A 13,019-nucleotide genomic window follows, 5' to 3' on the forward strand; every position below is an offset into this window, starting at 1 on the left:
CTCAATTTTTCGCGCCATACCTCCAATTATTGGGATACTTTACTAACTTGATCCGCCAAAGACAGGTTTCATTCCAATGCCCGAGCTCGACCCCATTGACCGCAAGATCCTCAGCCACCTCCAGAACGATAGCCGCCTGACCATGCAGGAGCTCGCCGACAAGGTCGGGCTCTCGGTCTCGCCCTGCCATCGCCGGGTCAAGCTGCTGGAGGAATGCGGCGTCATCTCGCGCTATGTCGCAACCGTCGACCAGAAGGCGCTCGGCCTGCACGTCAGCGTGTTCATCTCGATCAAGCTGGCACGGCAAAAGGAAGAGGACCTCAACCGCTTCGCCCGCGCCATCTCGAAATGGGACGAGGTGCTGGAATGTTACCTGATGACGGGCAACCGCGACTACCTGCTGCGCGTGGTGGCGGCCGATCTCGCCTCCTACGAGACCTTCCTCAAGACCAAGCTGACCCGGCTCGACGGCATCGCCTCGATCGAATCGAGCTTCGCGCTGAGCCAGGTGAAGTATTCAATCGCGCTGCCGGTGTGATGGATTGTCATTGCGAGGAGCCCTTCGCGACGAGGCAATCCAGACTGCCTCGATGGGTTAGCCGGGCAGATGCGCGAAGCGCGCCTGATCGGCGTAACCCACCTCTTCTGCCATCGCGGCAAGAGAAATGGTGGGTTACGCCGCGCGGACTGCGCTTCGCGCGGCCGCAGGGCAAACCCGCCCAACGAAGCGATCACCGCCACGGCTGCACGATGATCTTGGTGTGGACTTCCGGATTGGCCAAATCCGCGAACGCCTTGGCGACGCCGTCGATACCGACCTCCGCCGTCACCATGGCGGCCGCATCCACCTGCCCGTCCGCAATCAGGCGCAGCGACGCTGCAAGCTCCTCCGGCGTGTAGCCGAGCACGTACTGGACGTTGAGCTCCTTCATGATGCCGAGCATCGGCTCGCTCTCGTCGGTCTCCATGCAGACGCCGACCACGACAATGCGCGCATCGCGCGGGGCGCCCTCGAACACCTGCTGCAACAGGCCGGGCACGCCGACACACTCGAAGATGATCGCCGGTTTCAGCGCCGGCAGCATGGCCTGGAACGGCGGCCGTGCCGCCTTCTCGGCCTCCGACATCTGCGCATGCTCGGCCCAGGTCGCGTAGGGCTGCGACACCCTGGGATCGACGACGATGTCGGCGCCGAGTTTTTCGGCGAGCGCGCGCCGCGCCGGCGAGTAGTCCGCGGCAACGATCGGATGCAGACCCCTGATCCTCAGCGCAGCGATCACCGCGAGCCCGACCGGGCCGCAGCCTATCACCAGCGGCACCTCGCCGCCCTGAATATTCGCCTTCGCCACGGCATGGACGCCGACCGCGAGCGGCTCGGTCAGCGCGGCGTGCTCCGGCGGAAGACCATTGGGGACTTCGAGCAACAACGGTTCGCTCAGCAGCATCTGCTCCGCATAGCCGCCGACGAATTCGTTGGAATAACCGATGCCCTTGATGCCCTCCGGCGTCAGCAGCGCGGGCAGCGAGCAGACATGCGTCCCCGGCTTGAGCCGACGTTCGGTGCCCGGGCCGTAATCGACGATCTCGCAGCAGAACTCGTGACCGAACACGACGTCGCGCGACAGATCCATCGGCGTGCGACCGGTCTTCCGTGCCATCTCCACCATGCGCGGAGCGTGCTGACGGGCATGCAGGTCGGAGCCGCAGATGCCGCAGGCGAGCGTCCTGACCAGAACCTGACCGGCACTGGGCTTCGGCTCGGCCATCTCCCCAACGACAATCTCGCCATCCCTGAAAATCGCGGCGCGCATCCGGCTCCTCCCGTGTTGTTGGAGCCGTTGATAGCACGAAGCGCGAGAACTTGCGTCAGGCGTTCGGGGAACGCTCGGCTTGCACCAGCAGCTGGGCGCGACGGACGCGCTCGCGATGGGCGATGTAGAGACCGCTTGCGACGATGAAGGTCGCGCCGACGATGGTCCAGATGCTCGGCACCTCGCCGAAGATGAAGAAGCCGAGAATGCTGACCCACAACAACTGAGAGTAGGAGAACGGCGCCAGCACCGAGGCATCGCCGTAGCGATAGGCCAGCACGACGATCCACTGGCCGGCGGTCGAGGCGACCCCGATGAAGATGCCAAGCGCGATTGCGGTCCAGGACGGCGTCACCCAAACGAATGGCACGATTGCGGTGAGGATCGCAAGACCGGTCAGTGAGGAATAGGCCATGGTGGTGACGACGGCCTCGCGGCCGCTCATCATCCGCGTCAGGATCAGCGTGCCGGCCCAGCAGGCCGCCGAGACGACGGGGAAGAAAGCAGCCGGATGGAACGCGCTGGTGCCCGGGCGCAGGATGATCAGCACGCCGACGAGGCCGAGCGCGGTGGCGAACCAGCGGCGCATGCCGACCTTCTCGCCGAGGAACACGATCGAGAGCGCCGTCACGAACAGCGGTGCGACGAAGCCGGTGGCGGACGCCTCCGCGATCGGGAGGAAGCCGAGGCCCGTGATGAAGAACAGCGAGGAGCCGAGCAGCACCGCGCCGCGCATCACGTGCAATCCGGAACGCTCGGTACGCATCGCGTAATACGGCGAGGACCGCAGCATCACCGGCGTGAAGATCAGCGCGAAGGTGAGAAAGCGGATCCAGGTGATCTCGATCGACGGCAGGCTGGTCGAGAGATATTTCGCGGCGGTGTCGGAGCAGCCGAGGAATACCGTCGACAGCAGGATCAGCGCGATGCCCTTGAAGGGATGATCGACGCGCGCGGGTGCGCGGCGGCGAACATGCTTCTTCTCGGGCATGGGCACGGAAATACTGTCGAGCCTTGCGGCTGCGGCTGGCGGCGGGGTCACGGCTGGAACTCGGGAAGAATGTGAATCGAGTGTGCTGTAAAAAACGACAAATGCGCCGCTTTCACAACTTCCGAAAACAGGATGCCGATATGCGCTGATCGCCGCGCGCGTCAATACTCCATTAACAATGCGCGTTTGTGCACTACAGCATGGGCAGGCTACGCGGCTTCGGACCGCGCGGTAACGCCGCATCGAGCGCCGAAATCTCCTCTTTCGTCAGCACGAGATTACCCGCTGCCGCATTTTCGCCGGCGTGTTCCGCGGACGAAGCCTTCGGGATCGCGAAGACCGTAGTCGCACGAGTGAGGAAGCTCAGCGCGACCTGGCGCGGTGTCGCGCGTCGCGCCTCGGCGATACGCGCGAGCACGGCGCCGCCCTTGCTGTTGCTCGCCGGGAAATCATCGTGGCCGAACGGCGAATAAGCGACGACGGCAACGCCATGCTGCTCGCACCACGGGATCACCGCATGCTCGATGGCGCGTTCCTTCAGATGATAGAGCACCTGATTGCAGGCGATCCGCCCTTCGCCCGAGACATCGAGAATCTCGTCGAGATCGTCAGCATCGAAGTTGGAGACGCCCCACGATCTGATCTTGCCTGATGTCACCAGGTCCTCGAACGCGGCGACGGTGTCTTCGAGCGGATAGGAACCGCGCCAGTGCAGGAGATAGCAGTCGAGCCGATCGGTCTTCAGCCGCTTCAACGAGCGCTCGCACGCCGTGATGGTGCCACGGCGCGAGGCGTTGCTCGGCAGCACTTTGGAGACGAGGAACACTTCATCGCGCCGGCGCGCGATCGCATCGGCAATGACGAGTTCGGCATCGCCATACATCTCGGCGGTATCGATGTGGGTCATGCCGAGATCGAGCCCGCGCTGCAGCGCCGCGATCGCGTGCTTGCGGTCGCCGTGGTCGAGGTACCAGGTGCCCTGCCCAATGACGGAGACCTTGGCGTTTGTTTTGCCGAAGGGGCGTGTGTTCATGTTGGGTCCGATCTCGCTGTTTCTTCACCCTCTCCCCGTTCTTACGGGGGAGAGGCGAAGAGCTCACAGTCCACCGATATCCGCCATCAGAACGCTGCCGGTCGCAGACTCCGTGATGTAGAGCCGATCCCGGTTTTCGCCACCGATGGCGACATTGGTGCAGTTGGGCCCGGCGCACGACTTGATCCGCGCGATCAGTTCCCCGTTCGGCGCGAACACGAAAACGTGTCCGAGCGAGGCATGGCCGACGAACAAGCGCCCTTTCGCATCCATGGTCATGCCGTCAGGGCCGCTGGTGCCGAACAGCGAGCAGAAGCGGCCGACCTTCGACACGCTACCGTCCTTCATGAACGGCAGCCGCCACACCGCGTTGTCGCGCGTCATCGCAACGAACAACACGGTCTCGGTCGGATCGAGCACGAGACCGTTCGGGCTGATGCCGGTGTCGAGCAGGCAATCAAGCCGGCCATTCGATGCGAGACGATAGACCCGTCCGCTCGGATCATGCAGACCGGTCTGGCCCTGATCGGTGAAATAGATGTCGCCATTGGACGCCAGATGCAGGTCGTTGCAGCCGCGGAACGACTCCGAATTGCGCGCGGTCAGGATGGACTTGATGCGCCCCGTCTTGGGGTCGAGCTCCATGATGCCATGCATGTAGTCGGCGACCAGGATGCGGCCGTCGGCGGCGATCTTCAGCCCGTTCGGCCAGCCCTCATATTCGATCAGCAGCGACCATTCGCCCTCCGGCGCGACCCGGAAGATGCGGCCGAACGGAATGTCGACGACATAGAGATGGCCGTCCCTGTCGATTGACGGACCTTCGATGAAGGAGTCCGTCGGCACGCCCGGGCGATTGGCGTCAGCCCAATCGGTCCGCTCGCCTTTGCGGCGGAATTTTTCGGGCATCGCGGAGAACAGCCTGGTCTCGATCAGGCGCGGCGGCGTTTCCAGATACATCATTGTTGTTATCGTTGTTGGGCTGGCGGGATGCGCGACAGCATAGGGCAGAATGGAGGACGCGTCGACAGGACGACGATGGGGAGACGGGTGTGCCCCGCCTCCGCAAAGCCGTCATTGCGAGCGCAGCGAAGCAAATCCAGAATCCCTGCGCTGAAAGACTCTGGATTGCTTCGCTGCGCTCGCAATGACGACGGAGAGAGCCAGCCCTACCCGCCCGCGCTTGCGACCTTCTGCTGCGCCGGCGCGATGTCCGTCGTCGCGATCAGGCGCTTCAACTCGGGGATGCAGGAGCCGCAATTGGTGCCGGCCTTGAGTTTTGCGCCGATCTCGGCCGCGGTGCGCGCGCCGCTGGCGATGGTGTCGCAGATGGTGCCGCGCCCGACGCCGAAGCAGGCGCAGACGATCGGGCCGGTCGAGGCGACGCCTTCGCTGGATTTGCCCGACAGCAGCATGCGCCGCTGGTCGTCGGTGACCTGGTCGGCCACGAACAGGCTCTTCACCACCTCCCAATCGCCGGCGTCGTGGGCGGGGCCGACGAACAGGCAGGTCTCGATGCGATCGTCCGCGAACGAGGCGGCACGATAGACGCCGCCACCGAAGTCGCGATACTCGGCAACGTCCTCGCCGGCGACGCTCACGAGCCAGGCTGGCCAGCGCGCGAGGTCCGCATTGTCGGCGAACAGATAGCCGAAGCCGCCAGCCACGGTGACGCGGGTCCACAACAGGTTCTGCGGCAGCTCGAGCTGTTTTCGCGAGAGCGCGAAGCCGCGGAAGACGAATTCATAGGGCGCGATCGCGGCCGGTGTCGCCTTGGACTCGGGCTGGCCCGAGAACGGGTCGGTGAAGGACTGCACCAGCGCACCGACGCGGCCGTGCGAGGCGTTCATCGCGCTCCAGTGGATGGGCACGAACAGGGTCCCGCGCTGCTGCCCATCGTTGACGACGGCCTTCAGGATGCACTGGCCGTAGTCGGTGGTGATGCGGGCATAGCCGTCATGGGCGATGCCGTATTTGCCGGCGTCATCGGGATGGATCTCGACGAACGGCTCGGGCAGATGCGCGCCGAGGCGCTGGCTGAGGCCCGTGCGCGTCATGGTGTGCCACTGGTCGCGGATGCGCCCGGTGTTGAGCCGCAAGGGACGCGACGGACCGGTCTCGCCGCGCAGCGTCGGCACCTCCGGCGCAATGAAGCGGCCCTTGCCGTCATTGGTGAAGAAGCCGCCCTGTGCGAAGAAGCGCTCACCCGGCTCAGCGCCTGCGCGCGCCGGCCATTGCACCGGCTTCAGCGCGTCGAAGGCTTCGTCCGACAGCGAGCTCAGCGCGCCGATGTCGAAATCGCGCCTGCCGTCGTTTTCGAAAGCCGAGAGCGCGGCATGCTCACGAAAGATATCGGCGGCGGATTTGTAATTGAAACTGTCGCCGAAGCCGAGGCGCTTTGCGGTCTCGCTCAGGATCCACCAATCGGGGCGCGCCTCGCCCGGGGCCGGCAGAAACGAGCGCTGGCGCGAGATGCGCCGCTCGGAATTGGTCACCGTGCCCGACTTCTCGCCCCAGGCGAGCGCCGGCAGCAGCACATGCGGGCCGGCCTCGACGGTGTCGTTGGAGAGCACGTTCTCGGACACCACGAACAGCTCGAGCTTCTTCAGCGCCGCACGCACGAAGTCCGCATCGGGCAGCGACACCGCGGGGTTGGTGCCCATCACCCAGAGCGCCTTGACCTCGCCGCGGTTGATCGCCTCGAACAGCTGCACCGCCTTCAGGCCCTCATGCGTGGCGATGCGCGGCGCCTTCCAGAACCGCCTGACGCGGTCGATATCGGGCGGCGTAAAGCCCATATGCGCGGCGAGCATATTGGCGAGGCCGCCGACCTCGCGGCCGCCCATCGCGTTGGGCTGGCCGGTCAGCGAGAACGGCGAGGCCCCGGGCTTGCCGATGCGCCCCGTGGCAAGATGGCAGTTCAGGATCGCGTTGACCTTGTCGGTGCCCTGCGCCGACTGGTTCACCCCTTGCGAATAGAGCGTGACGACCTTCTCGGTGTCACGGAACATCTTGAAGAAGGAGCCGACGTCCTGCTCGGAGAGGCCCGTGGCGAGAGCGGTCGCAGTGACGCTGCCGGCGATGTTGCGCGCGCGCGCCAGCGCCTCGTCGAAACCGCTGGTATTCGCAGCGATATAGTCCTGGTCCAGCGCGCCATTATCGGCGAGATGGACGAACAGGCCCGAGAACAGCGCAGCGTCGGTGCCGGGCTTGAGGCCGAGGAACAGATCGACGTCGCTCGCTGTGTCGGTGCGGCGCGGATCGATCACGATTATGCGCGCGCCGCGCTCCCCGCGGTTCTTCAGCATGCGCTGGAACAGCACGGGATGGCACCAGGCCGCGTTCGAGCCGACGAAGACCAGGAGATCGGCCTGGTCGAGATCGTCGTAGCAGCCGGGCACGGTGTCGGCGCCGAAGGCGCGGCGATGGCCAGCGACCGAGGACGACATGCAGAGCCGCGAATTGGTGTCGACATTCGCCGTGCCGACGAAGCCCTTCATCAGCTTGTTGGCGACGTAATAGTCCTCGGTGAGGAGCTGGCCGGAGAGATAGAACGCGACCGCGTCGGCGCCGTCGCGGGCCACGATATGGTGCATGCGGTGGGCGACGTGGTCGAGCGCATCGCTCCAGGCGACGCGCTCCAAAACGCCCTTGCAGCGGATCATCGGGTAGAGCAGCCGGCTCTCCAGCCCGACGGTCTCGCCGAGCGCCGAGCCCTTCGAGCACAATCGGCCGAAATTGGCGGGATGATCCGGATCGCCCGCGATCGCCGCGCCGCCCTTGCCGTCCGGCGTTGCCAGCACGCCGCAGCCGACGCCGCAATACGGGCAGGTCGTTTTGGTGGTGCGGAGATTTGGGTCGATCGCCGTCATCTCAAGCTGCTTTCGAAGGCTGCGCGAGCACGCGGCCGAACATCATGTCGGTGCGGATCGCCGCCACCTTGTCGCGATTGCGGATCAGCTCGAGATACCAGAGCGCATCGAGCGTATCGCCGATCAGCACCGCGCCGGTGAGCCGGCCGTCGGCGATGACGAGCTTCTTGTAGGTGCCGCGCCTGCGGTCCGACAGCACGAGGCTCTCGCTGCCCTCCCCGCCCATGAAGTCGCCGGCCGAGAACACGCTGACGCCGGAGACCTTGAGGTTGGTCGAGACCACGCTGCCCTGATAGGCGGCGGGACGGCCGGCAAGATGCCGCGCCAGCACGCGCGCTTGCTCGTAGGCGGGCTCGACCAGGCCATAGCAGGTGCCGCGATGCTCGGCGCATTCGCCGAGCGCGAAAATGTCGGAGGAGGAGGTCTGCATCACGTCGTTGACCACGACGCCACGATTGACCGCAATCCCCGCCTCTTTCGCCAGCGCGACGTTCGGCTTGATGCCGGCGGCGAAGATCACCGCATCTGCCTCGATGCGGCTGCCGTCGGCAAGCTCGACGGCCTCGACGTGGCCTTCGCCATGGATGCGGGCGGTCGAGGCGCTGAGCAGGATGCGGATGCCCTTGCGCTCGACCAGCGTCTTGAGCAGGTCGGCCGCGGGCGCATCGAGCTGGCGCTCCATCAGTCGGTCCATCAGATGCAGCAGAGTCACCGACGCCCCGGCCTTGGCGAGACCATAGGCCGCTTCCAGGCCGAGCAGCCCGCCGCCGACCACGACGACCCGCTTCTTCGCCGCGGCGAGCGTCAGCAGCAGGTCGACATCGCGCGTATCGCGGAACGTGTGCACGCCGGCAAGATCCGCGCCGGGCACGTTCAGCCGTAGCGGCGTCGATCCCGTGGCGAGCACGAGCCTGGAATATTCCATGCTCTCTTCGCCCGCGATCTTGAGCTCGCGACGGCCGGTGTCGACCTCGGTGACGCGGTAGCCGCAGCGCACCGTGATACCGCGTTCACGCCACCAGTCCGCCGGCCTGAGCTCGATCTCGTGCGAACCGGTCTCGCCGGCCAGCACGGAGGAGAGCAGCACGCGATTGTAAGCGAGCCGAGGCTCATCTCCGATGACGGCAACCGCGTAACGGCCGAGTGCGGTCCTGGCGAGTTCATCGACAAGCCGCGCGGCCGCCATACCGTTACCGACGATGACCAGCGGTTCACTCACAAGGCATCTCCTATTCGGCGGCCTACGCTTGTGCGCCGTAGGCCTCGGAAATCATGTAGCCGGACAGCACGCGGTAGGCGTCGGTCCAGGACTTTGCCAGTTCGGGCGTCCAGGCTTCGCCGAGGCCCTTCTCCAGGGTCCACAGCAAGGTCGCACCGACCACGGGGTAGTGCTCGGCCTTGGCGCCGTAGGCGACGTGACGCTTGGCGAGCGCCGAGGCCGCAGGAAGAATCGACTCCAGGTTCGACAGGCCGCCGACCACGGCGGCGAGCATGCTCATCAGCTTCTTGCGCTGCTCGGTCATGTCCTCGGGAAACATCGCGCGCACGGACGGCGCCACCTCGAACAGGCGATCGTAGAACAGCACCGCGGCGGCTTCCGAGATCGGAGCGACCTTGGCGAAGCTCTGCTGGATGAGGGTAATCTGTTCGGGCGTCATGATGTTCTCCGGTCTGTTTCGGTCTGCCTTTGTCCGCGCCGTTGCGGAGAAGGTTCATGGGTCAAACGTCATCAGAGAGTCTTCTCCCCGCGTCCGGGGAGAAGCGAGATTCGTACCAAGTCTTATTTTTTGAGCATGATCTGGTCGGAAAACCGCTTCACACTTTTCCGGATCATGCTCAGACGCGCGCTTCGGCGAGGCCTGGCGCGCCTTCGCCCTGCGGGCTGCGACGCAGATAGAACCACCAGGTCAGGCCGAGGCAGGAGGCGTAGAAGGCGAGATAGACCGCGAGCGCGAGCTGCGGACCGCCGGTCAGGGCGATCGACTTGCCGAAGCCGCTCGGGATCAGATAGCCGCCGACGGCACCGATCGCGCCGATGAAGCCGACCGCCGCACCGCTCTCGATGCTCGCCGTCTTCAGGGCCGCGCTGCGTGCCGCATCGCCCTTGCCGCGCACCTTGGACAGGTTCTGCTCGCGGAAGATCGAGGGGATCATGCGGTAGGTCGAGCCGTTGCCGATGCCCGTCGTCACGAACAGGATCAGAAACATCGACAGGAAGCCGATGAAGTCCTTGTGCCCGACGAAGTAGAGCGCACCGACCGTCGCCGCCGCCATCACGATGAAATTCCAGAAGGTGATGACCGAGCCGCCGATCCTGTCGGCGAGCCAGCCGCCGAACGGGCGCGACAGCGAACCGACCAGAGGCCCGAGGAAGGCGATCGAGATCGTCACCGACGGAAACTGCGTCTTGAGCAGCAGCGGGAACGCCGCGGAATAGCCGATGAAGGATCCAAACGTACCGATATAGAGATACGCCATGATCCAGGTGTGCTTGCGCTTGACCACCGCGAGCTGGTTCCTGATCGACGACTTGGCCGTGGTCAGGTTGTTCATGAAGAACACCGCACCGAACACCGCGATCGCGATCGGCAGCACCCACATCAGACCGGCATTCTGCAGGAACATGCCGTCAACCGGGCTAGCCTGGAACAGGTTGATCACGGCGAGAGTCATCAGGATCGGGGTCAACAGCTGCACGCTGGAGACGCCGATATTGCCGCCGGCCGCATTGAGACCGAGCGCCCAGCCCTTCATCCGGTCGGGGAAGAAGAACGAGATATTGGTCATGCTGGAGGCGAAATTGCCGCCGCCGAGGCCTGCGGTCGAGGCGACCAGCAGCATCAGCCAGAACGGGGTATCGGGATGGCTGACGAAATAGGCGAGCGACAGCGTCGGGATGAACAGGATCGCCGCGCTGAAAATGGTCCAGTTGCGGCCGCCGAAGGTCGTGACCGCAAAGGTGTAGGGAAAGCGCATGAAGGCGCCGATCAGCCCCGGCACCGCGACGAGCTGGAACAGCTGGTCCGTGGTGTAGTGGAAGCCCGCCTGCGGCAGCTTGGTGGCGACGATGCTCCAGATCAGCCACACCGAGAAGCCGATGTGTTCGGCGACGATCGACCAGATCAGGTTACGCCGCGCGATGGTCTTGCCGCCCGCATTCCAGAACGCCTCATCTTCGGGGCGCCAGTCAGAAATCCAAGTCTGACTTAGAGTCGAATTCTTGGTCATACATTTTCCCTTCCAGGCTCACCGCTGCGTCGTTGCAGGCCCTGCCTCCGGTCACGGAGGCGCGCTCCGGGGCTTCACCCCGGTGGCGAGTTCACGATGCTGATTGATGATGTTGAGGGACGTCGTCGTTGGCGTCGCGCAAGGACGCTTCAATTTCCGTGCCAGTTGCGCGCGTGCTGGAAATACAGGGATTTCAGCACGTTATTCGTATTGCCCGAAGTTTTTGCAGTGATCTTTCGCACGTTGAATTTGCGGTTCGCTCAATCCTTATGCGACGCACAAGGATTGAGCTTGATGTCGATTTATTAGGCGCGGACGTCTCGCGTCTTAACTTTGGTTATGCGGCCTCAACGAAGCGATGACGCTCGTAGAGGAATTCGAGCACGCGCTGCCGGCACTTCAGATACGTGGTGTTGGTCGCGAGCTCGAGCCGCTTGCGGGGGCGCGCCAGCGGCACCTCCAGCACCTCGCCGATGCGCGCGCTCGGCCCGTTCGTCATCATCACGATTCGGTCGGACAAGAGCACGGCCTCATCGACGTCGTGAGTGATCATCAGGATGGTGTTGCCGAGCTTCTGGTGCAGCGCCATCACCGAGTCCTGCAGATGCGCGCGGGTCAGCGCGTCGAGCGCACCGAACGGCTCGTCCAGCAGCAGCACCTTCGGCTCCATCGCCAGCGCCCGTGCGATGCCGACGCGCTGCTTCATGCCGCCGGAGATCTCCGAGGGACGCTTGTCCCTGGCATGCGCCATCTGCACCAGGTTGAGATTGTGCATCACCCAGGTGTCCCGCTCGGCCTTCGTCTTGGTCCGGGCGAAGACCTTGTCGACGCCGAGCCTGACGTTTTCGTAGACGGTGAGCCACGGCAGCAGGCTGTGGTTCTGGAACACCACGGCGCGATCGGGGCCCGGCGAGTTGACCTCGCGGTTCTCCAGCAGCACGCCGCCGGTGGTGGCGGTCGTGAGCCCGGCAATGATGTTGAGCAGGGTCGACTTGCCGCAGCCGGAATGGCCGATGATCGAGACATACTGGCCTTTCTCGATGGTCAGGTTGATGTCCTTCAGCACCTCGGTCGTGGCAGCGCCGCGGGTAAAGATCTTGTCGATGTGGTCGAGCTTCAGATAGGCGGTCATGTGTCCCTTCCCCTTAGCTTGTCGCGGTGCCCCGGGTGACGATCTTGCCGAGGCCCGCGATCAGGCGGTCCAGCACGAAGCCGACGATGCCGACATAGAACAGCGCCAGAATGATCTCGCTGATATGCGAGGAGTTCCAGGCGTCCCAGATGAAGAAGCCGATGCCAACGCCGCCGATCAGCATTTCCGCGGCGACGATCGCGAGCCAGGACAGGCCGATGCCGATGCGCAGGCCGGTGAAGATGTAGGGCGCGGCCGCCGGGATCATGATCTTGGAGAAGAACTCGAGCGGATTGAGCTGCACCACCGCGGCGACGTTGCGATAGTCCTGCGGGATGTTGCGGATGCCGACCGCGGTATTGATGATGATCGGCCAGATCGAGGTGATGAAGATGACGAAGATCGCCGAGGGCTGGCCGTCGCGGAACGCGGCGAGCGAGAGCGGCAGCCAGGCCAGCGGCGGAATGGTGCGCAGCACCTGGAACAGCGGATCGAGCCCGCGCATCGCCCACACCGACTGCCCGACCAGCACGCCGAGCGCGATGCCGGCGATCGCCGAGAGCGAATAGCCGAGCGCGACGCGCTGCAGACTGGCGGAGAGATGCCAGAACAGGCCCTTGTCGATGCCGCCATGGTCGAAGAACGGATCGAGGATCAGCTCCTTGGTGTCCTTCATGACTTTTGACGGCGGCGGCAGCGCCGAGCCGGCGCGCCGGCAGACCAGCTCCCACACCAGCGTCAGCAGCGCGAGCACGACCAGCGGCGGGACGACGCGCACAGCGGTTTCCCTTGCCATCCGTGCGTAGGCTTCACTGCGCGGCGGCCGCTTCGGCGTCATCGCGACGACAGACGCGGCGGCGGCCGCCGGCGTCGCGGTCTCGACCTCGATCTTGGTGGCAGGCATGTTCATCGCAATATCTCTCCGGCTGCAAAAGACGATGCGGCCGCCCAT

At 64.8% G+C, this 13,019-nt stretch carries 11 protein-coding genes; 1 reads left to right on the forward strand and 10 read right to left on the reverse strand.

From position 1 onward, the window contains the following. Positions 1-76 precede the first annotated feature (76 nt). Positions 77-538: an Lrp/AsnC family transcriptional regulator gene (locus tag ACRQ5Q_RS30725; protein ID WP_439393703.1), complete on the forward strand. Its 462-nt coding sequence runs from the start codon at positions 77-79 to the stop codon at positions 536-538. Between the two features lie 193 nt (positions 539-731). On the opposite strand, the gene ACRQ5Q_RS30730 is transcribed toward ACRQ5Q_RS30725, so the two are convergent. The 10 genes from ACRQ5Q_RS30730 to ntrB form a co-directional block, all read right to left on the reverse strand. After that, entirely contained in the window at positions 732-1,811 is a 1,080-nt protein-coding gene (locus ACRQ5Q_RS30730) for a zinc-binding dehydrogenase (protein ID WP_439393705.1), read from the reverse strand. A 55-nt stretch (positions 1,812-1,866) separates the two neighbouring features. Beyond that, complete coding sequence (locus ACRQ5Q_RS30735) at positions 1,867-2,808, reverse strand: DMT family transporter (RefSeq protein ID WP_439399907.1); 942 nt, start codon at positions 2,806-2,808, stop codon at positions 1,867-1,869. Positions 2,809-2,995: 187 nt separating this feature from the next. After that, a complete protein-coding gene (locus ACRQ5Q_RS30740; RefSeq protein ID WP_439393707.1) occupies positions 2,996-3,835 on the reverse strand; it encodes an aldo/keto reductase in 840 nt (279 codons plus the stop codon). 63 nt (positions 3,836-3,898) lie between these two features. Next, a complete protein-coding gene (locus ACRQ5Q_RS30745) occupies positions 3,899-4,795 on the reverse strand; it encodes an SMP-30/gluconolactonase/LRE family protein (protein ID WP_439399908.1) in 897 nt (298 codons plus the stop codon). A gap of 209 nt (positions 4,796-5,004) precedes the next feature. Then, positions 5,005-7,707 (reverse strand): molybdopterin-dependent oxidoreductase, encoded by a 2,703-nt coding sequence (locus ACRQ5Q_RS30750; RefSeq protein WP_439393709.1) that lies wholly within the window; start codon positions 7,705-7,707, stop codon positions 5,005-5,007. Between the two features lies 1 nt (position 7,708). Further along, a complete protein-coding gene (locus tag ACRQ5Q_RS30755; protein WP_439393711.1) occupies positions 7,709-8,926 on the reverse strand; it encodes an NAD(P)/FAD-dependent oxidoreductase in 1,218 nt (405 codons plus the stop codon). Positions 8,927-8,948: 22 nt separating this feature from the next. Beyond that, the gene (locus ACRQ5Q_RS30760) at positions 8,949-9,365 is read right to left on the reverse strand and encodes a globin family protein (protein ID WP_439374072.1); all 417 of its coding nucleotides are present in this window, start codon (positions 9,363-9,365) and stop codon (positions 8,949-8,951) included. Positions 9,366-9,543: 178 nt separating this feature from the next. After that, positions 9,544-10,935 (reverse strand): MFS transporter, encoded by a 1,392-nt coding sequence (locus tag ACRQ5Q_RS30765; protein WP_439393712.1) that lies wholly within the window; start codon positions 10,933-10,935, stop codon positions 9,544-9,546. 337 nt (positions 10,936-11,272) lie between these two features. Then, positions 11,273-12,067 carry an ABC transporter ATP-binding protein gene (locus tag ACRQ5Q_RS30770; protein ID WP_439374070.1) on the reverse strand — a complete coding sequence of 265 codons (795 nt, stop codon included), beginning with the start codon at positions 12,065-12,067 and terminating at the stop codon, positions 11,273-11,275. A 13-nt stretch (positions 12,068-12,080) separates the two neighbouring features. Further along, entirely contained in the window at positions 12,081-12,977 is an 897-nt protein-coding gene (ntrB, locus tag ACRQ5Q_RS30775; protein ID WP_439393714.1) for a nitrate ABC transporter permease, read from the reverse strand. Positions 12,978-13,019: the final 42 nt, after the last annotated feature.

It is taken from the genome of Bradyrhizobium sp. PMVTL-01, assembly GCF_051861855.1.
In the GTDB taxonomy this organism is placed as follows: domain Bacteria; phylum Pseudomonadota; class Alphaproteobacteria; order Rhizobiales; family Xanthobacteraceae; genus Bradyrhizobium.